We start from the raw sequence: 19,833 nt of genomic DNA, 5'->3' as shown, positions 1-19,833 counted from the left end.
ATACGCTCCTGCCCGCGCCGACCTGTTCTAGATCGTCTCCACCCCACGCGGCACCGGCTGAATGCGCAGCGCGGTGATGCGATTGCGCTCGCGCCGCAAAACCCTGAAGCGAAAGCCGTAAAAGGTAAAATTCTGGCCACGTTCCGGGATCGAACGCGCCTCGTGAATCACGAGGCCTGCGATGGTGGTCGCCTCCTCGTCTGGAAGATGCCAGTCCATGGCGCGATTGAGATCACGGATCGGCACCGAACCGTCTACCACGACCGAACCGTCGGCTTGTTGCCGAACCCCGGCTACGACCACATCGTGCTCGTCGGAGATGTCGCCGACGATCTCCTCGAGAACATCTTCCAGCGTCACCATGCCCTCGACTTCACCGTATTCGTCGACCACCAGCGCGAAGTGAGTCTTGCGGCGGCGAAACGCCTTAAGCTGATCGGAAACTGGGCGCATCTCCGGCACGAACCAAGGCGGTAGCGCAATCGCGTTGACGTTGATTCGCGCAATATCGCCCTCCGAAGCGTGGATCGCCCGCAACAGATCCTTGGCATGGAGCACACCGACAATGTTCTCCGGCTTGTCGCGCCAGAGCGGAATGCGGGTGTATTCGCTAACAAGCACCTCGCGGACCAGATCCTCGGGGGGCAAGTCGGCATTGACCGTCACCATCGCGGTGCGATGAACCATCACGTCTGACACCGCGAGATCTCCGAAGCGGAACACATTCTGGATGTATTCGGCCTCGCCGCTTTCGATTCCGCCGTGCTCGGCGGATTCACCGATCAGCCCTTCGATCTCTGCGCCGGTCAACACGTCATGTTGCGAGACTTCCTTGACGCGAAGCGCGCGCAGGATGGCGCGTGAGGCCGAATTGAGCAGCCAGTTCAGCGGGTAAAACAGGATGTAGGATACATACAGCGGATAAGCGATCCACTGCGACACCGGCTCCGGCTGCCGGATCGCCAGGGTCTTCGGCACCTGCTCGCCGATCACGATGTGCAGCGACGAAAACACAAGAAATCCGGTCAGGAACGAGGTCAAATGCAGCGCCGGTTCCGGCATGCCGAGCGGCCGCAGCAGGGGATCGAGCAGGGCGGCGACCGTTGGCTCGCCGACCCAGCCGAGGCCGAGAGATGCCATGGTGATGCCGAGCTGGCAGCAGGCGAGATAGGCCTCGATGTTGCCCAAGATGTCGCGCATCAGCCGCGCCCCGAACCGACCGCGTTCCACCATCGCCTTGACGCGATAGCCGCGGCTTTTCACCAGCGCGAATTCCGCCGCAACGAAGAACCCGTTGGCAGCAAGCAGCAGCAAGGCGAGCAGTATCTGCAGGACAGTCGAACTCATTGCGGCCCCATGGCCTTGCCGAACTTATCCGATTCGACCATTCACATCCCCTCCACCAGGCATTGCCTGCGAATGTCAGAATCAAAGTTGCTGCAAGGACATTGCGACGTCGGGATCAACACTTGATCACGTTCAGGACTTTGAATCGAATCGACCCAAAATCATGACCGTGATCGATTCCAATATTTGGAGCGGGATGCGGGCGGAAAACCGCCCCACACTTTTTCTCATCCCGTCCTATAGCGTTTTCGAGCGAAGCGGGAACCGGTTCGCGTGAAGAAAACGCGTCAAATCAAGATCCTAGAGCCTCGCTTCTGATTCCATCAGAAGCGAGGCTCTAGGCCGGCGCGTCTGCGAACTTGCGGACCAGAAAATCCCGTACCATCGAGGGCTCGACGTCCGATGACACGACCGCCTGACCGATCGCCTTCAGCAGAATGAAGGTCAACCGGCCGCGCTTTACCTTTTTGTCCTGCGCCATCAGCGTCATCAGCGCGTCCGCATCGGCCAAGCCTTCTTGCTTGAATCCAGCGATGTCCTGCAAGCGCGTCGGCAGACCCGCCGCCGCCAGGTGCCGCTGGATGCGAGACACGTCGGCAGCCGCGATCATTCCGAGTTGCGCCGAGAGTTCGGCGGCCAACACCATGCCGATCGAGACGCCCTCGCCGTGATAAAGGCGACCGCAAAATCCGGTGGCTGCTTCCAGCGCGTGGCCGAAAGTGTGTCCGAGATTGAGCAACGCACGCTCGCCGGTCTCGCGCTCGTCGCGAGCGACGATGGCAGCCTTGGCACGGCAGCTGGTGGCGACTGCGTGCTCGCGCGCCGCGCCGCCCTGGACGATGCTTGCATGATTGGCTTCCAGCCACGCGAAGAACGCCTCATCGCCGAGCAGGCCGTATTTGGCGACTTCGGCATAACCGGCACGGAACTGACGCGGCGACAACGTATCCAGAACCGCGGTATCCGCGACCACCAGGATCGGCTGGTGAAAGGCGCCGACCAGATTTTTTCCCTGCGGCGAGTTGATGCCTGTCTTGCCGCCCACGGACGAATCCACCTGCGCCAACAGCGAGGTTGGCACCTGCACGAAATCGACGCCACGGCGTACGATCGCGGCGGCAAAGCCCGCGAGATCGCCGACCACTCCTCCGCCAAGCGCGACGACGAGATCGTTGCGCTCGATCCTGGCCTTGATCAGTTCCTCACAGACAAATTCGACGCCTTCGTAGCTCTTTGAGACCTCCCCTTCGTCGACGACAACTCGCGACGTTGCGAGACCGGCGCCGATAAGCGATGCCTCGGTTCGCTGAAGCCAATGGGTGGCAACATATTCGTCTGTGACGATGGCGACGCGCGCGCCGGGGCGCAGCGCGGCGATTCGCGCGCCGAGCGACGGCAGGATGCCCCGGCCGATGACAATGTCGTAGGAACGCTCACCGAGCGCGACGTCAACGGTGATCGGGTCCAGGTTTTTCAGCGGAGTGGTCATTGCGTGGTGTTAAATCCCTCATCAGGGTTTTTTGCAGTCGTTTCGCCGCGGCAAAGCCCGAGATAAAGCAGGCCGATGCATTCATCGACGATCCGTTCGTAAGGCGCGTCGCGCGAGACGACCGTGATATTCGCCAGCTGGTAGATGGGCTCGCGCTCGGCGATCAGCCGCTCGATCGTCGCGGCCGCATCGCCCGTTTGCAGCAAGGGTCGATCGGCTCGGCGCCTCACCCGGCGCAGAATCACCTCGGCGTCCGCCTTGAGCCAGATCGAGACCGCCCGCTCGCAAAGGCGTGCCCGGGTTTCCTCGCGTAGCACGGCGCCACCACCGGTCGCGAGCACGATCGGGCCACCATTCAACAGCCGCGCGATCACGCGTGCTTCGCCATCCCGGAAATGGGGCTCGCCGTGGGTTTCGAAAATCTCGGGAATCGACATTCCGGCCGCGAGCTCGATCTCGGCGTCAGCATCGACGAATCGCATCCCGAGACGCGCCGCAAGACGCCGCCCGATGGTGGACTTGCCGGCTCCCATCATGCCGACAAGCGCCAGCGACCGCCCGGCGAGCGCCGCGACAATGGCGGTCTCGGGGGATGCGCCGACGTTGGTCGGTGAAACGGTTTCGGACGTCAAAGAACACCTGCTGGAACGCGGTTGCACGTTTGAAGTGGATTTGACATTCGGCCCTTCCATGATTTCCGGCGGCGAACGTTCGAATCCAAGCCCACGACAGGTCGGGACCGCTCATCCCGGCCAAGCTATACTACTCTCGTCAAGGAGGTTGCCAGAGACTCTTGCGCCTGGCTTGCGAACATGTTGGTACTTGTTGCGCTCGCCTGAAGGTAAATATCGTGCTCGGGACTGCAAATGCCCAGCCTATTCCGCTTTCTGACAATCGTCGCGGCGCTCGGTGCGATCGGCTACGGCGTGATTTTCGGGCTGGCGAATTTCGTCGACCCGACGCCGCGGGAAATGACGGCGACCATCCACCCGGATCAATTTCTCAAGAAATAGCTGCTACCCCTGCGGTATGAAATCCGATAGTTCCCCCGACGCGAAGCTGGCCACCCTGTTCCTCGACATGCTGGCGGCCGAGCAAGGCGCCGGCGACAACACGCTCGACGCCTACCGCCGGGATCTCGAGGACTTATCCGCATTCCTCGCCAGCTCGCGGCAGAATTTCGTCATCGCCGGCACCCAGGCGCTACGCGACTATCTCAATGACCTCGACCTGAGGGGGTTTAAGTCATCAAGCGTCGCGCGGCGTCTGTCAGCGATGCGTCACCTGTTTCGTTTTCTGCTGAGCGAACGCGTCAGGAGCGACGATCCCGCGGCCATCCTTTCGGGCCCAAAGCGCGGACGCAGCCTGCCGAAAATCCTGTCGATAGCTGATGTGGACCGCCTGCTCGCCCGCGCAAAGGCGGATGCCGAATCTCCGGACATCTCACCTGCCCGGCGATTGCGCGCGGCGCGGCTGTATTGCCTGCTGGAAGTGCTATATGCCACCGGGCTCCGCGTATCCGAACTGGTCTCGCTGCCGCTGTCGGCGGCGCAGCGCGATGCCCGCATGATCGTGGTGCGCGGTAAGGGCAACAAGGAGCGATTGGTACCGCTCAACAACGCGTCACGGCAGGCGATGGCAGACTATCTCGTCGCGATGGACGATCAGCGCGGCGCAGGCAAAGCCGCAGGAGCACGGCCAAAATGGCTGTTTCCATCGTTCGGCGAAAGCGGTCACCTGACACGCCAGCACTTTGCACGTGAGCTGAAGGAACTCGCGGCGGCGGCCGGTCTCGCGCCCCGGCTGGTCTCACCGCACGTGCTACGCCATGCTTTCGCAAGCCATCTGCTGCATAACGGCGCGGACCTGCGGATCGTGCAGACGCTGCTCGGCCATACCGATATCTCGACCACGCAAGTCTATACGCACGTCGTGGAAGAACGCCTGAAAAGCCTGGTCCGCGACCTGCACCCGCTGGCGGAAGCGTGACCTGCGCTCATGCGCAGACGCCCTCGAACAGACCATCCCGACCCGACCCTGACTTCCCGTCTTCCGCTTCACCCTTGACTTAACGTCCATCAGCCGCGAAAGAGCGCTCGCGCTCAACTGTACCTAACCAGCCATCGGGCCCCCAGCCTCACCTAATCTCTAAACATTTGAACAAAAAGACTTTTATCTATCCGATCGATAGATTTCGCCTCCACGCGCCTTCGTCTCTATACTGCTGGAATGCCCGATCCCATGCGTAGCTACCTCGATTTCGAAAAACCCGTCGCCGAACTCGATTCCAAGATCGACGAACTCCGTGCGCTCGCCGCCTCCGGCAGCGACATCAGCGAGGAGATCTCCAGTATCGAGGAGAAGGCCGCACAGGCTCTAAAAGATCTCTACGCCAGCCTGACCCCCTGGCAGAAAACCCAGGTGGCGCGGCACCCGCAGCGCCCGCACTTCTCTGATTTCGTCAAGGGGCTGATTACCGAGTTCACACCGCTGGCCGGCGACCGCAAGTTCGGCGAGGACGAGGCGCTTATCGGCGGCTTCGGCCGCTTCCGAGGCGAAAGCATCTGCGTCATCGGACAGGAGAAAGGCGCAACTACCGAAAGCCGGCTGAAGCACAATTTCGGGATGGCGCGCCCGGAAGGCTACCGCAAGGCGGTCCGGCTGATGGATATGGCCGACCGTTTCGACATTCCCGTGCTGTCGCTGGTCGATTCCGCCGGAGCTTATCCCGGCATCGGCGCCGAGGAACGCGGTCAGGCCGAGGCAATCGCGCGCTCGACCGACGCGTGCCTATCGCTCGGCGTCGCCAATATCGCCGTGATCATCGGCGAGGGCGGCTCCGGCGGCGCCATCGCGATCGCCACCGCAAACCGCGTTTTGATGCTGGAACATGCGATCTATAGCGTGATCTCGCCGGAAGCGGCGTCGTCTATCCTCTGGCGCGACGGAAGCAAGGCACAGGAAGCAGCGACCAACATGAAAATCACCGCGCAGGATCTGCTGCGGTTCGGCGTGATCGACACCATCCTCAAGGAGCCGCGGGGCGGCGCACATCGCGATCCCGCCGCCACTGTCGCACTTGCCGGGGACGCTATCGCCGACGCGTTGAACGATCTACGCACTCTCGACCGCGACTCGCTTCGCAAGCAGCGCCGCCAGAAATTCCTCGAAATCGGGCGTAAACTGGGCTGAGTACCAAGCGCTTTACCCACGTTTCGGCGATACGAATCTGTGCCTCTTTTCGATTGTTCGATTGTCGAGACCGGGTCCGGGTCCCGGCAAATCCCATGGCTTTGGTTCCGGAAGCCGCGGAGCCGCCCTAATTCAGCCCCGTCCGGAATATTTAGTCTCCATTCACCACTCGAAGTCGTAGTTCATCTTGTTCGGTTCCACTTGGCTTGCGGGCCCGGAGGCTTAAGGATAATATTTTATTCAATGGCTTGGGGCACGATGCCATGAATTTGGGGTGCAGCTTGCCCGTCCTTTGCGGAGCTTTGCTTTGATCAATCGCTCGGCTGCTCGCGCGATCGTAACCTTTGCCGTGCTGACGGGCGGTGTGCTTCTGGCCGGCTGCAACACCGACGACGCCTCACTCGCGAGCAACGCCAAGGCCAACCAGCCGGTGCCGCCCAAGGTTGTCGCCGCCATGACCGCAAAGGACATGGAACTGCAATCGCCGATCCTGGTCCGGCTATTCAAGCAGGAGGCCGAACTCGAGGTTTGGAAGCAGGAGCGGTCCGGTAAGTTCGCCTTACTCAAGACCTACCCGATCTGCCGCTGGTCCGGCGATCTTGGCCCAAAGACACGCGAGGGGGATCGTCAGGCTCCGGAAGGATTCTACAGCATCTCGCCGGCGCAGATGAATCCGCGCTCCGCCTACTACCTCTCATTCAACACCGGCTATCCCAACGCCTACGACAAGTCGCTGGGTCATACTGGTTCCGAATTGATGGTGCATGGCGACTGTTCCTCGCGCGGCTGCTACGCCATGACCGACGAGCAGATCGCCGAAATCTACGCAATTGGACGGGAGTCATTCTTCGGCGGTCAGCGCGCCTTCCAGTTCCAGGCCTATCCGTTCCGCATGACGCCCGTAAACTTTGCGAAGCATCGCAACAACCCGAACATGCCGTTCTGGAAAATGATCAAGGAAGGCAACGATCATTTTGAGGCGACGCATCAAGAACCGAAGGTCGCGTTCTGCGAGCACAAGTACGTGTTTGATCCGGCGCCCCCGCCCGGCTCCGCCAGACCGCTTGAGTTCAATGCCTCGGCGAAGTGTCCGGCCTATGCGGTGCCTGACGAGATCGCAAGCGCCGTGCGCGAGAAGCAGCAGCGCGACAATACCGAAATAGCCAACCTGATCTCGAAGGGATCGCCGGTCGCCAAGCTCAACACCGGAATCGACGGCGGCATGAACCGGGTGTTCGCCGCCAAGCTGCCGGAGGGGCAGACCGGGCTTTCAGACCCTGTGGAACCCGGCCTGAAGGCCACTGCGTTTTCGCCGGCGCCTGGCACCATTCCACCGACGGTCAACCCGCCACGCAATTCGGCAGCAGCGACAGTCGCGACCTCCTACGAACCGGAGATCGACGCGACAAGGCCGTCGTCATCTTTGCTAGCCCCCTCCAAGCCGAACAGCATCTTCACCAATCTTGCCCGCAAGATGGGTTTCGGAGACGCCGACACGACCGCCACAACCAAGGAATCTGTTTCGGCTTCGGCCAAACCCAAAGAATCTGCTCCGGCCAAGCCGAAGACGGCAACTCCGGCGCGCAGCGTTCCGCCTCGCCCGGCCGTGGAGAAACACGCAGCGCCCAAAACAGCAGAGAAGACCGCTGAAAAGGGAGCTAAGCCTGAACACGTCGCAACCGCGCGGCCCCCTCTCAAGCCCGCAGTCGACGCGCCCGCGACGGCTTCGATTCCGAGCGCAGCGCCGGTGGCGTCATCGAACTCGTTCGATAGCCGCTTCTCGGTATCCCGGTAACATCCAGAACTGTCGGACGGGCGTTATTCCGAGCGCGGCGACGACGTTCTTAAGAGCTTTTCCGCTTCTGACAGAATCAAAAGCGTAGCTCTATCATTTAAATCTGACGCGTTTTTCACGCGAACCGGTATCCACTTCGCTCGAAGCGCTCGGGGTCGCTCGCCGGCAGGAATGACAGCCGCGTGGGAAGGGCTTCAGGCGTAGCGGCCGTGGCAATGCTTGTATTTCTTGCCTGAACCGCAAGGACAGTCCTCATTGCGGCCGACCTTGCCCCAGCTCGCCGGATTATTCGGATCGCGGCTGGAACGGTCAGCATGCGCTGCCGGCGCCAGCGAGGCCCCGGCAAAACTGCTTTGCGCAAACGCCATCTCGTCCTCGCCGGTATTCGGATCGAACTTATGGGCTTCCATCACAGGCAGCGCAGGCTGTTCCTCTTCGGGCGGCACGATCTCGACGCGCATCAACTGCCCCGTCACCGCCTCGCGCAGATTAGCAATCAAGCTTTCGAACAGGGAAAAGGCTTCCGACTTGTATTCCTGTAGCGGATCGCGCTGGCCATAGCCGCGCAGGCCGATGACCTGACGCAGATGATCCAGCATCACCAGGTGTTCACGCCAGAGATGGTCCAGGGTCTGCAGCAGGATGGTCTTCTCGACGTAGCGCATGACGTCAGGCCCCCACTGCCCGACCTTGGCCGCCATATGCTCGTCGACACGGCTTTCGATACGCGACAGCAACTCCTCGCCGGCGATGCCCTCTTCCGCGGCCCATTCATCCACCGGCAACTCGATGTCGAGCACGCGGTTCAGCTCTTCTTTCAGGCCGGCGACATCCCACTGCTCAGGGTACTGGTTCTCCGGCACATGCTTTGTGACGAGGTCCTCGACGAACGCATGGCGCATGTCGACGACGGTTTCGGCGACGCTTTCGTTCTGCATCAGATCGACGCGCTGTTCGAAGATCACCTTGCGCTGGTCGTTCTGCACGTCGTCGTACTTCAGCAAATTCTTGCGGATGTCGAAGTTGCGTGCCTCGACCTTCTGCTGTGCTTTCTCAAGCGCCTTATTGATCCAGGGGTGGGTGATGGCCTCGCCTTCCTTGAGGCCAAGCCGCTGCAGCATGGTGTCGAGCCGATCCGACCCGAAGATCCGCATCAGGTCATCGTCCAGCGACAGGAAGAATTTCGAACGGCCAGGATCGCCCTGGCGGCCGGAGCGGCCGCGCAACTGGTTGTCGATGCGCCGCGACTCGTGGCGTTCCGAACCGATGATGTAGAGCCCGCCGGGGCGGATCACGGTCTTGGCCGGCTTTGAACCCTTGGCCGGCTCGATCTCGACGATCTCCTCCGCCTTAAGCACCATGTCGCGGAAGCGCTCGATATCGGCCTTGACTTCCCCTATTTTCGCTTCTCTTTCAGCTTCGTCTGCGATGTCGGCCGTCTCGACTTGAGCGCGCATCTCCAGCGAGCCGCCGAGTTTGATATCGGTGCCGCGACCGGCCATGTTGGTCGCGATGGTGATCGCGCCGGGCACGCCGGCCTCGGCGACGATATAAGCTTCCTGCTCATGGAAGCGGGCGTTCAGCACCGCAAATAGCTTTGCCGGCTTGCCGGCGCGAGCCGCAGCGTACAGCTTCCGCATCGATTTCGGATCGCTGAAGTCGATCTGCTTGTAACCATGCTTCTTCAGATAATCGGCGAGAACCTCGGATTTCTCGATCGAGGCGGTGCCGACCAGCACGGGCTGCATCCGCGCATTTGCGCGCTCAACCTCAGCCAGGATCGCGGCGTATTTCTCGTTCTGGGTACGGTAGACCTCGTCATCCTCGTCGAGACGCGCAATCGGCAGGTTCGTCGGTATCTCGACGACTTCGAGCTTGTAGATGTCGGCCAGTTCGTCAGCTTCCGTCGACGCGGTGCCGGTCATGCCCGCGAGCTTCTTGTACATCCGGAAGTAGTTCTGGAAGGTGATGGAAGCGAGCGTCTGGTTCTCCGGCTGCACCGGCTGATGCTCTTTCGCTTCCAGCGCCTGATGCAGGCCTTCCGAATAGCGGCGGCCCGGCATCATGCGGCCAGTGAATTCATCGATGATGACGACTTCGCCGTCGCGGACAATGTAGTCCTTGTCGCGGGTGAACAGCGAATGCGCGCGCAGTGCCTGATTGATGTGGTGGACGACGGAGACGTTCTCGACATCGTAAAGCGAGTCGCCTTTGAGCTGGCCGGCCTCGCGCAGCAGCGTCTCGATCTTCTCCATGCCGGCTTCGGTGAGCGCCACCGTTCGCTGCTTCTCGTCGATTTCGTAGTCCGTCACCTTCTCGAGATTCGGCATGAAGGTGTCGATGGTGTTGTAAAATTCGGAACGGTCGTCGAGCGGGCCGGAAATGATCAGCGGCGTCCGCGCTTCGTCGATCAGAATCGAGTCAACCTCGTCGACGATAGCGAAGAAGTGCTCGCGCTGGACCATATCCTCCAGCCGGTACTTCATATTGTCGCGCAGATAGTCGAAGCCATACTCGTTGTTTGTGCCGTAGGTGATGTCGCAGGCATAGGCTACCTTGCGCTCGACGTCGTCGAGGCCGTGCACGATCACGCCGGTGGTGAGGCCGAGGAAGGAGTAGATCTGCGACATCCAGCCGGCGTCGCGGCGTGCGAGATAATCGTTGACGGTGACGACGTGAACGCCATTGCCGGCGAGCGCGTTGAGATAAACGGCAAGCGTGGCGACCAGCGTCTTGCCTTCGCCGGTCTTCATCTCGGCGATATCGCCCTCGTGGAGCACCATGCCACCGATCAACTGCACGTCGAAATGCCGCTGGCCGAGGGTTCGCTTGGCTGCCTCGCGCACTGTGGCGAAGGCGGGAACTAGAATGTCGTCGAGAGTTTTGCCGCTCGCCAGCTGCTGCTTGAATTCGGCGGTGCGCGCCCGCACCGCCTCATCGGACAGCGCGGCGATTTCGGGCTCCAAGGCGTTAATGGCTTTGAGGCGGGATTGATATCCCTTGACCCGCCGATCGTTGGCGGAACCGAAAAACTTGCGGGCAAACGCGCCAATCATCCCAAATTCCTGTCTTCGCGGTTCGCCGTTGCAGCCATGTGGGTAGTCTCCTGAACCCTCCGCTTCTGATGGATCAGAAGCGGCAACGAGTTTGCTTCACGCGACCGGTCATCCCGCTCGAGAACGCTATAGTGTCCGAACCCGAAAGTTCGCCTTGGTTCTGCACAGCGAGCTTCGCAACCACCGCACAAGCCGCCTATCAACTCAACTCATCGTGACGCATCAGGGCCGTAAGTCCCGAAAGCCGAGCGTCCGCATATGGGTTGAGATTCGGTGACCCGGGGTTCAATCGCAAAAGCACAGCCAGAACCCGCCTTTGCCGTCGACCGTCCGGCAGAAATATGGCCGGCCCCGTGGGTTGTCAACGGTGGCCGGAGCACCGATCCGAAGCGTTTGCGACAAAAGCGGCAGCGTCCACCGGTCCGGACGTTCATGATTTTGACAGAGTTTTCGCATTGCCAAGAACCCACGATTGAGCGAGTGTCCGCCCACATCCTCCTCCTGGAGATCAAGGATCCCATGACCATCTCATTGCCCGCAACAAAATACAGTCTGCGCGTTCGCCTGGCTTCGTCCGCTCTCGGCGGCTGCCTGGCCGCGGTCTTGTTCGTCGGCACGCCGCTCCGCGCCGATGCGGATCCCGTGCTGGCAAAAGTTAACGGCTCCGAGATCCACCAGAGCGACGTTAATCTTGCTGCGGAGGAACTGGGTCCGAGCCTCGCGCAGATGGATCCGGCGGCGAAGCAGGAGAATGTGCTGTCTTTCCTTATCGACATGAAGATCATCGCCAAGGCCGCAGAAGAAAAGAAAATTGAAAATAGCGAGGAGTTCAAAAAACGGCTCGCCTTCGCCCGCGACCGACTGCTGATGGACCGACTGCTGGCATCCCAAGCTAAAGCGGCGATCACCGACGATGCCATGAAGACGGTCTATGCGGATGCCTCCAAGCAGATCACCAGCGAACAGGAGGTTCATGCGCGCCACATCCTGGTGCAGACAGAGGACGAGGCCAAGAAGATCGAGGACGAGTTGAAGAAGGGCGCAGACTTCGTCGAACTCGCCAAGAAAGAATCCAAGGATCCCGGCGCCTCCGACGGCGGCGACCTCGGCTTCTTTACCAAGGAGCAGATGGTACCGGAATTTTCAAAGGTCGCCTTCGCGCTGGAGCCCGGCAAGATTTCCGACCCGATCAAAACCCAGTTCGGCTGGCACATCATCAAGGTCGAGGAAAAGCGCGCCCGCAAGGCCCCCGACTTTGACGAGGTAAAGCCGCAAGTCGAGCAGTTTGTGACACGAAAGGCGCAGGCGGAATACGTCACCAAGCTGCGCGAGGCCGCCAAGGTCGAGCGTATGGACAAGCCAGCCCACCCCGCAAATGCAAGCGGGGACAAGGCCAACTCTGCCAAACCCGCGGACGGCAAAACGCCAGCGAAGAAGTAAAATTCGCTGTCGCGTCGTTGAAACCGATAGTATTGACAATCATCATGGTCGGGCTCGTCCCGGCCATCCACGTCTTTGGAATCCGCTCAGCGCAAGAAAGACGTGGATGGCCGGAATAAATCCGGCCATGACAACGAAATTTGCTGTCGACAGGCCTCACACATGTCCACCGGCATTTCTCCCCTCGCCCCGACCGATGTCCCCGATATGCCCGAAATCGCGGGCGTGCGCCTCGCGACCGCCGCTGCCGGCATCCGCTACAAAGGCCGCACCGATGTCCTGCTGGCGCTGCTGGACAAGGGCACGACGGTGGCCGGGGTGTTCACCAAATCCAAATGCCCGTCGGCGCCGGTCGAGTGGTGCCGCGCGCAGTTGAAGGGCGGGCGCGCGCGGGCCTTGGTGGTGAATTCGGGCAACGCCAACGCCTTCACCGGCAAAACCGGCCGCCAGGCGACCAAGCTGACCGCCGACGTCGCCGCCAAGGCGGCCGGCTGCAAGGCAAGCGACATCTATCTCGCCTCGACCGGCGTGATCGGCGAACCGCTCGACGCCACAAAATTCAACGGCGTGCTGGAGACATTGGCGCGCGACGCCGCGCCGGATCGCTGGATGGACGCGGCGCGCGCCATCATGACCACCGACACTTTCCCCAAGGTTGCAACCGCCAGGGTGAAGCTTGGCAAGGCGACCGTCACCATCAACGGCATCGCCAAGGGCGCCGGCATGATCGCGCCCGACATGGCGACCATGCTCTCCTTCGTCTTTACCGATGCGCCGATAGCGGCGACAGCATTGCAATCGCTGTTGAAAAACGGTGTCGAAGACACCTTCAACGCCGTCACCATCGACAGCGACACCTCCACCTCCGACACCCTGCTAGCGTTCGCGACCGGCGACGCAAGCGCCCGCGGCGCACCGAAAATTACCCGCGCCAGCGATCCGCGCCTGAAAGCGTTCGCGAAAGCATTTCACGGCGTGCTGGCCGATCTCGCCGAACAGGTGGCGCGCGACGGCGAAGGCGCGCGTAAGCTGGTCGAGGTCATCGTCGAAGGCGCGATGTCGAAGACATCGGCGCGCAGGATCGCCAAGTCGATCGCCAACTCACCTCTGGTGAAAACCGCGATCGCTGGCGAGGACGCCAACTGGGGTCGCGTGGTGATGGCGGTGGGCAAGGCTGGAGAGCCGGCCGACCGCGACAAGCTGTCGATCTATTTCAACGGCATTCGCGTCGCTAAAAGCGGCGCGCGGGACCCGTCTTACGACGAGGCGGAAGTCTCGAAAGCCATGAAGAACGACAAAATTCAGATCAAGACGACGCTAGGTCTCGGCAAGGGCCGCGACCGCGTGCTGACCTGCGACCTCACCAAGGAGTATGTCGCGATCAACGGCGATTACAGGTCGTGAAACTCACACTCGTCGTCGCCTGCGCCCTGATCGACACCGACAACCGGGTGCTGATCGCGCAGCGACCGGAAGGCAAGCAGCTTGCCGGCCTGTGGGAATTTCCCGGCGGCAAGTTCGAGCCCGGAGAACGTCCCGAAGGGGCGCTGATTCGTGAGCTGCGCGAGGAGCTCGGCATCGTCACGCAGGAGGCCTGCCTCGCGCCGCTGACCTTCGCAAGCCACGCTTACGAGAGCTTCCATCTCTTGATGCCGCTCTACATCTGCCGGCGCTGGGAAGGCACGGTGACCTCAAAAGAGGGGCAGGCGCTGAAGTGGGTTCGGGCCAATAAGCTTCGCGACTACCCGATGCCGCCCGCGGATATCCCTCTTATTCCGCCGCTGGTTGATCTGTTGATGTGAGTTCGCGCGCCGGGCGGCGCAGCGCGAAACGGTGCTGTGCAGTCGGGACTCATGCACGGAATAAGTTTCGGCAGTCCCGGTTCTGCGGAGCGGCATCGGGAATGCCGCATCGCGCCCGGGACACTATTTTTCAAGTCTTGCCACGCCCCTTTACCGCTTGCTCCAGGCTCGCTTTCGCCGAACCGGGCTGCAACGGCTTCTGCTGGCTCTCATGCGGCGCCCATCCCGAGAGCCAGACGATATCGAAGGTGGCGCGAATGCGGCCGTCGGGATCAGTGAAGCGTTCATGATAGATTTGCGCCATCCGTAGCAGCGTCGCGCGGCGCAAAGGCGTCCGCCGCCGTTCGGCCATGATATTGGTCGCGCCCATACGGCGCAGATCATGCATCAGCGCAAAAGCATCGTCATAGCGTACCACGACGCGGTCGACGTCCGTCACCGGCAGTGCGAAGCCCGCGCGTTGCAGCAGTGCGCCGACATCGCGAAGGTCGGCGAATGGCGCAACGCGCGGCGACATGCCACCCTCAAGCTCCGCCTCGGCTATAGCGAACGCCTGACGCAGCTCGGTGAGCGTCTCACCGCCGATGGTGGCTGCCAGCAGAAAGCCGTCCGGCTTCAGGGCACGGCGGATCTGCACCAGCAGGCCCGGAAGATCATTGACAAACTGGAAGGCAAGTCCGGAGACGGCAAGATCGAGAGAGTCCGGCGACAATCGCACGGCTTCGCTCTCATCAATCGGGAGATCGACGCGGGCAAGCTCTCTGAGACGAGCCGCGAGCGCGCCGCGCACCTGATCGCCCGGCGTGCCGATATCCGCCGCGTGTTGAAATTCGCGCAACACGGCATTCAATCGCTCCGCCATATCCTCCGCGACGCGATCGAGCAGAAACGGCACAGCTCCCATCCCGGCCGCACGGCGCTGGCGCACGCGCAGCAGGGTGCGATCGAACAAAACAGGCGGCGATGATTGGTTCGAAGCCATACGGTTTGGTACGCCGATCAACCCGGCGCTGGCAATCCGCCGCAACGCGATTGCAAAGGACCTGCTTTGTCTGGCTTGAGTACCGCCACCTCGAGGAATAGCCTTCCGCTATGGATACCACAACGGACAACCTGGTTTCGCCGCAGCGAGCCAATCCGCTGCGCGGCGCATGGCGCGCGTGTCGCGACGTCATGTCCCATGCGGCGCGCTCGGCGCTGGACATCGCGCTGCCAACGCTCTGTGTCGCCTGCCGCGAACCGGTGGCTGGCGTCGGCGTCTGTGCGGATTGCTGGACGCAATTGTCGTTCATCGAACGTCCTTATTGTCCTCGCCTCGGCACGCCCTTTGTTTATGATCCGGGTTCCGGCATGCTGTCGATGGAGGCGATTGCCAATCCCCCGGCCTATCAGCGCGCCCGCGCTGCGGTACGCTATGACGACGTCGCCAAGGTGCTGGTCCATGCACTGAAGTATCAGGACCGCACCGATCTCGCGCCCGCGATGGGCCGCTGGATGGCTCGCGCGGGCTCGGAATTGCTCGACGGCGCCGACGTTCTGATCCCGGTGCCGCTGCACTGGCGACGCGGCTGGAGCCGCCGCTACAACCAATCGGGCGTTCTGGCGCGCGTCATCGCCCGACAATCCGGAATTCCGGTCGCGCCAGACGCGCTGCGGCGCACCCGTCCGACCCGGCAACAGGTTGGATTGTCGCGAAATGACCGCGCCCGCAATGTGCAGGGCGCGTTCAAAGTCGCGGCGGAACGCACCAGCCAGATCCAGGGCCGCCGCGTCATCCTGATCGACGACGTCCTGACGTCTGGCGCCACAGTGGATGCCTGCGCGCGCGTCCTGCTGCGCGCGAAAGCCGCACAGGTCGATGTGCTGGTATTCGCGCGGGTTGTCGACACCATGAAAGCCCCCATATAATTGAGCTTTGACCCCGGAGCCTTGTTCTGTTTTCGCGGGCGAAAGGCAAGGACATGAACACCAAGCCCACGTTCATCGCCGCAATGATCCAGATGCGGAGCGGTCTTTTTCCCGAGCCGAATTTCGATCAGGGTTCAAGGCTGATTCGCGAGGCGGCGGCGCAGGGTGCTGACTTCGTGCAGACCCCCGAAGCCAGCAACATCATGCAGGCCGATCGCGCCGCACTCTTTGAGCATCTTCGGACCGAGGACGACGACCGCTCGCTCAGCGGTTATCGCGATCTTGCGCGCGAATTGAAAATTTACCTCAACGTCGGCTCGCTCGCATTGCGGCTCACGGCTGAGAAAGCCGTCAACCGCTCGTTTCTGATCGGACCGTCCGGCGACATCCTCGCGCGCTATGACAAGATTCACATGTTCGACATCGATCTCGGAGGCGGCGAAAGCTATCGGGAGTCGGCCAACTATCAACCGGGCGAGACTGCCGTGATAACGGACCTGCCCTGGGGCAGGCTGGGCATGACGATCTGCTACGACGTCCGTTTTCCTGCGCTGTATCGCGCGCTGGCCGAAGCCGGCGCGTCGTTCCTCACGGTGCCAGCGGCCTTCACCAGGAAGACCGGCGAGGCGCATTGGCACACCCTGCTGCGCGCTCGTGCGATCGAGAACGGTTCCTTCGTGTTTGCTGCCGCCCAAGGCGGAATGCACGACAACAACCGCGAAACGTTCGGCCATTCGCTGATCGTCGATCCGTGGGGCACAGTGTTGGCCGAAGCGAGCGGCACCGAACCCGGCATCGTGTTGGCTACGATCGATCCGGCCAACGTTGCGACCGCGCGCAAGGCCGTACCCTCATTACAGCATGGGCGGCGCTTTTCCCTCGTCGACCATAAGTCGGCAAGCGACCATCTGCATCTTGTGCGAGGCTCTGCATGATCCGCTACACCCTGCGCTGCGAGCGGGGCCACACTTTCGAGAGCTGGTTTCAGAGCTCCTCGTCCTACGACGCGCAGGTCAAGCGCAAACTCGTCACCTGCGCGCTCTGCGGCTCGGCGAATGTCGAGAAGGCGATCATGGCACCGCAGATTGCCGGCTCCAAACGCCGCTCGCCGAGACTCGCAGTCGCTCCCGCATTTACGATAGACGAGCCTCCCGAGCGAGGAGGTTCGGCATGATCCGCTACAACCTGCGTTGCGACGGTGGCCATACCTTCGAAAGCTGGTTTCAGAGTTCGTCGGCCTATGATTCACAGGTCAAGCGCAAGCTTGTCACCTGCGCAATCTGCGGCTCTACGAAGGTCGAGAAGGCGATCATGGCGCCGAGGATCGCCGGCACCAAAAAGCGCGGATCGGCGGCACCTGCGGACTCATCCACATCGGCAACAATGGCCGAGGGGCGCGAGCTGCGTGCTGAGCTCAAACAATTGCATGATCATCTCGTCAAGAACGCCGACAATGTCGGCGCACGGTTTCCGAACGAAGCTCGCAAAATGCATTACGGCGATATCGAGCATCGCCCGATCTACGGCGAGGCCTCGCCCGAGGAAGCGAGATCGCTGATCGAGGAAGGCGTCGAGGTCGGGTCGCTGCCGGTGCTGCGGGACAACCGGAACTAACGGGCGATGACGCTCACGCTTCCGTCCTGGCTGTTCTGGGCACTGCTGTCGGCGGCATTCGCGGCACTGACCGCCATCTTTGCCAAGGTCGGCGTCGAAGACATCAATTCCGATCTCGCCACTTTCCTCCGCACCGTTGTTGTCCTTGTCAGTCTTGGCCTGATCCTGTCAGCGACGGGGCAGTTCAGCCACCCCGGCCCAATGCCGACCCGGAGCTGGATTTTTCTCGTACTATCGGGACTGGCCACCGGTGCGTCGTGGCTCTGCTATTTTCGCGCGCTCAAGCTCGGTCCGGCCACACTGGTCGCGCCAATTGACAAGCTGAGCGTCGTACTGGTTGCCTTGTTCGGCGTCGTCTTTCTTGGCGAGCGTCCCTCGCCTAATGGCTGGATTGGAATCGCCCTGATCGCAGCCGGCGCCGTCATTATCGCCGTCAAACGCTGATTATACCGCGACCAACAGCCCAACGCCGATCACAATCAGCACGATGCCGCCGAACTCATGTAACGAAAGCGGCTGTTTGAACGAATAATATGACACCGCCTGCGCGAACAGCACCTCGACCAGCGCCAGCGTGCGAACGTTGGCGGCGGCGGTGAGCGCGAACGCCAGGAACCAGAATTGCGAGGCGAACGCGCCCAAAAAACCCGCGAACAGCGATGGCCGCCACAGGCCGAGAATTCTTTTCGGTACGTCGGGCGCGCGCAACAACAGATACGCCGTCAGCACCGCCGTCTGCACGAATAGCCCGAACACCAGCGTGTAGGACGCCGCGGTGACGAACGACACGCCCGGCACGGCGATGATGGCGCCGCGAAAGCCGACCGCGGACAGGGCGAAGCAGGCGGCTGCGACCAGCCCCAACGCCGTCGGCTTGAGATCGGCGAAGCCCTTGACGCCGCCGGGACGGAGCGCGGTGATAACGACGCCCACGGTGGCGATCAGAATCGCAACCACCTTTAGGAAGGTGAGATGATCGCCGAGAAACACAAACCCAAAGATCGCGGTCTGGATCGCTTCGGTCTTGAGGTACGCGATCGTCACCACGAACGAGTTGCCGTTCATCGCGAGCAGCATCAAGCCGGTGCCGACGATCTGGGTGAGTGCGCCGAGCAACAGCCACAGCCAGAAGGCGACGACGGGCCATGGGACCGGGTCCCCGGTGAACCCGATCACCATAGCGAAAAAGATCAGCGAGAACGGAAAGCCGAACAGGAAGCGGATGTTGGTCGCGCCCCACGTGCCGAGCGGACTGGTCAGCGACCGCTGCATCGCGTTACGCGCGACCTGTCCGAACGCTGCCGTGACGGTGAAGGGTATCCAGAGCGAGGCGACGGTGAACATGGAAGGTGTCTTTCACGTTCCCGAAAGTGGTGAAGGCCGAGGAAGCCTTACCCCACCGCTTCCGCCACCACCATGTAGTTGACGTCCATGTCGGATGACAGGCTCCACTTGTCCGCGAACGGGCTGTACACCACGCCGGACTGCTCGGTGATGCCGAGCCCGTTGCGCTCCAGGTGGCGCGCAAGTTCGTCCGGAGTAACGAACTTGTCCCACTGATGGGTGCCGCGCGGCAGCCAGCGCAGCACGTATTCGGCCGCGACAATGCCCAGCGCAAAGCTCTTCCAGTTGCGGTTGAGGGTGGAGGCCACCATGATGCCGCCCGGTTTCAGCATCGCGGCACAGCGATCCAGGAACAGCCCGACGTTGGCGACGTGCTCCACCACCTCCATCGCGAGGATGATGTCAAAGCGCTCTCGTACGTCCATGTCTTCCACGGTCGTGCAGCGATAATCGATCGACAGATGAGCTTTCTCGGCGTGGAGCTTCGCCGCCGCGATATTGGACGCGGAGGGATCGACCCCGATCACCTGCGCGCCGAGCCGCGTGAACGGCTCGCATAGAAGGCCCGCGCCGCAACCGATATCAAGCAGCCGCAGGTCCGCCAGACAGTTCAGGCTGCGGACGCTGCGCTCGAACTTGCGGCAGGCGGCGTCGCGGATGAACTGGAGCCGCAGCGGGTTGATCCTGTGCAGCGGCGCCATCTTGCCGGTGGGATCCCACCACTCCTGCGACAGTTTTGAGAACTTCTCGATCTCGGCGCGATCGACGGTCGTTTCGGATGCGGCTGAAGAATTGGCGGAAGGGTCGGCTTGCATCGTCATTGCCGGGCGGCTCCTTGGGCGACGT

19 protein-coding genes are annotated in these 19,833 nt (G+C 61.8%); 12 read left to right on the top strand and 7 right to left on the bottom strand.

Annotation, left to right across the window (positions count from 1 at the left end; all coding sequences use genetic code 11):
* Positions 1-27: 27 nt before the first annotated feature.
* From ACM561_RS02215 to ACM561_RS02205, 3 genes are all read right to left on the bottom strand, one after another.
* Positions 28-1,347 (bottom strand): hemolysin family protein, encoded by a 1,320-nt coding sequence (locus ACM561_RS02215; RefSeq protein ID WP_425907719.1) that lies wholly within the window; start codon positions 1,345-1,347, stop codon positions 28-30.
* 337 nt (positions 1,348-1,684) lie between these two features.
* The gene (aroB, locus tag ACM561_RS02210; protein WP_425907717.1) at positions 1,685-2,836 is read right to left on the bottom strand and encodes a 3-dehydroquinate synthase; all 1,152 of its coding nucleotides are present in this window, start codon (positions 2,834-2,836) and stop codon (positions 1,685-1,687) included.
* Positions 2,833-3,468, bottom strand: coding sequence for a shikimate kinase (locus ACM561_RS02205; protein WP_425907716.1), 636 nt, complete (start codon positions 3,466-3,468; stop codon positions 2,833-2,835). The genes aroB and ACM561_RS02205 overlap by 4 nt, the downstream gene beginning before the upstream one ends.
* Positions 3,469-3,702: 234 nt before the next feature.
* Here ACM561_RS02205 and ACM561_RS02200 point away from each other — a divergent pair, with 234 nt between their 5' ends.
* The 4 genes from ACM561_RS02200 to ACM561_RS02185 all read left to right on the top strand — a co-directional run bounded on the left by ACM561_RS02200 (position 3,703) and on the right by ACM561_RS02185 (position 7,823).
* Positions 3,703-3,849, top strand: a complete 147-nt coding sequence (locus ACM561_RS02200) for a histidine kinase (RefSeq protein WP_425907714.1) — start codon at positions 3,703-3,705, stop codon at positions 3,847-3,849.
* 16 nt (positions 3,850-3,865) lie between these two features.
* On the top strand, positions 3,866-4,825 hold the full coding sequence (gene xerD, locus ACM561_RS02195; RefSeq protein ID WP_425907713.1) for a site-specific tyrosine recombinase XerD: 960 nt from the start codon (positions 3,866-3,868) through the stop codon (positions 4,823-4,825).
* Positions 4,826-5,065: 240 nt separating this feature from the next.
* Positions 5,066-6,028 carry an acetyl-CoA carboxylase carboxyltransferase subunit alpha gene (locus ACM561_RS02190; protein WP_425907711.1) on the top strand — a complete coding sequence of 321 codons (963 nt, stop codon included), beginning with the start codon at positions 5,066-5,068 and terminating at the stop codon, positions 6,026-6,028.
* Between the two features lie 307 nt (positions 6,029-6,335).
* The gene (locus ACM561_RS02185) at positions 6,336-7,823 is read left to right on the top strand and encodes a L,D-transpeptidase family protein (protein ID WP_425907709.1); all 1,488 of its coding nucleotides are present in this window, start codon (positions 6,336-6,338) and stop codon (positions 7,821-7,823) included.
* Between the two features lie 194 nt (positions 7,824-8,017).
* Here the strand turns inward: ACM561_RS02185 and secA are convergent, their stop codons facing one another.
* A complete protein-coding gene (gene secA, locus ACM561_RS02180) occupies positions 8,018-10,879 on the bottom strand; it encodes a preprotein translocase subunit SecA (RefSeq protein WP_425907708.1) in 2,862 nt (953 codons plus the stop codon).
* 519 nt (positions 10,880-11,398) lie between these two features.
* On the opposite strand from secA, the gene ACM561_RS02175 reads away from it, so the two are divergent.
* From ACM561_RS02175 to mutT, 3 genes are all read left to right on the top strand, one after another.
* On the top strand, positions 11,399-12,319 hold the full coding sequence (locus ACM561_RS02175) for a peptidylprolyl isomerase (protein ID WP_425907706.1): 921 nt from the start codon (positions 11,399-11,401) through the stop codon (positions 12,317-12,319).
* A gap of 162 nt (positions 12,320-12,481) precedes the next feature.
* On the top strand, positions 12,482-13,723 hold the full coding sequence (gene argJ / locus ACM561_RS02170; RefSeq protein WP_425907705.1) for a bifunctional glutamate N-acetyltransferase/amino-acid acetyltransferase ArgJ: 1,242 nt from the start codon (positions 12,482-12,484) through the stop codon (positions 13,721-13,723).
* Positions 13,720-14,121 carry an 8-oxo-dGTP diphosphatase MutT gene (gene mutT, locus ACM561_RS02165; RefSeq protein ID WP_425907703.1) on the top strand — a complete coding sequence of 134 codons (402 nt, stop codon included), beginning with the start codon at positions 13,720-13,722 and terminating at the stop codon, positions 14,119-14,121. Before argJ ends, mutT begins: the two co-directional genes overlap by 4 nt.
* A 130-nt stretch (positions 14,122-14,251) precedes the next feature.
* Here the strand turns inward: mutT and ACM561_RS02160 are convergent, their stop codons facing one another.
* A complete protein-coding gene (locus tag ACM561_RS02160) occupies positions 14,252-15,103 on the bottom strand; it encodes a methyltransferase domain-containing protein (RefSeq protein WP_425907701.1) in 852 nt (283 codons plus the stop codon).
* Between the two features lie 110 nt (positions 15,104-15,213).
* On the opposite strand from ACM561_RS02160, the gene ACM561_RS02155 reads away from it, so the two are divergent.
* From ACM561_RS02155 to ACM561_RS02135, 5 genes are read left to right on the top strand one after another with little or no spacing between them, the layout of a single operon-like run.
* Positions 15,214-16,029: a ComF family protein gene (locus ACM561_RS02155; RefSeq protein WP_425907699.1), complete on the top strand. Its 816-nt coding sequence runs from the start codon at positions 15,214-15,216 to the stop codon at positions 16,027-16,029.
* A 53-nt stretch (positions 16,030-16,082) separates the two neighbouring features.
* Positions 16,083-16,964: a carbon-nitrogen hydrolase family protein gene (locus ACM561_RS02150; RefSeq protein ID WP_425907697.1), complete on the top strand. Its 882-nt coding sequence runs from the start codon at positions 16,083-16,085 to the stop codon at positions 16,962-16,964.
* Positions 16,961-17,203, top strand: coding sequence for a DUF1178 family protein (locus ACM561_RS02145; protein ID WP_425907695.1), 243 nt, complete (start codon positions 16,961-16,963; stop codon positions 17,201-17,203). Before ACM561_RS02150 ends, ACM561_RS02145 begins: the two co-directional genes overlap by 4 nt.
* The gene (locus ACM561_RS02140; protein ID WP_425907694.1) at positions 17,200-17,643 is read left to right on the top strand and encodes a DUF1178 family protein; all 444 of its coding nucleotides are present in this window, start codon (positions 17,200-17,202) and stop codon (positions 17,641-17,643) included. Before ACM561_RS02145 ends, ACM561_RS02140 begins: the two co-directional genes overlap by 4 nt.
* A 6-nt stretch (positions 17,644-17,649) precedes the next feature.
* On the top strand, positions 17,650-18,087 hold the full coding sequence (locus ACM561_RS02135; RefSeq protein ID WP_425907692.1) for an EamA family transporter: 438 nt from the start codon (positions 17,650-17,652) through the stop codon (positions 18,085-18,087).
* On the opposite strand, the gene ACM561_RS02130 is transcribed toward ACM561_RS02135, so the two are convergent.
* Positions 18,088-18,987 (bottom strand): EamA family transporter, encoded by a 900-nt coding sequence (locus ACM561_RS02130; RefSeq protein WP_425907691.1) that lies wholly within the window; start codon positions 18,985-18,987, stop codon positions 18,088-18,090.
* Between the two features lie 47 nt (positions 18,988-19,034).
* Positions 19,035-19,808 (bottom strand): bifunctional 2-polyprenyl-6-hydroxyphenol methylase/3-demethylubiquinol 3-O-methyltransferase UbiG, encoded by a 774-nt coding sequence (gene ubiG / locus ACM561_RS02125; RefSeq protein ID WP_079445449.1) that lies wholly within the window; start codon positions 19,806-19,808, stop codon positions 19,035-19,037.
* Positions 19,809-19,833 lie beyond the last annotated feature (25 nt).

The organism is Nitrobacter sp. TKz-YC02, from assembly GCF_049852135.1.
Lineage (GTDB): Bacteria > Pseudomonadota > Alphaproteobacteria > Rhizobiales > Xanthobacteraceae > Nitrobacter > Nitrobacter vulgaris.
This window is presented reverse-complemented; position numbering and strand designations above follow the sequence as displayed.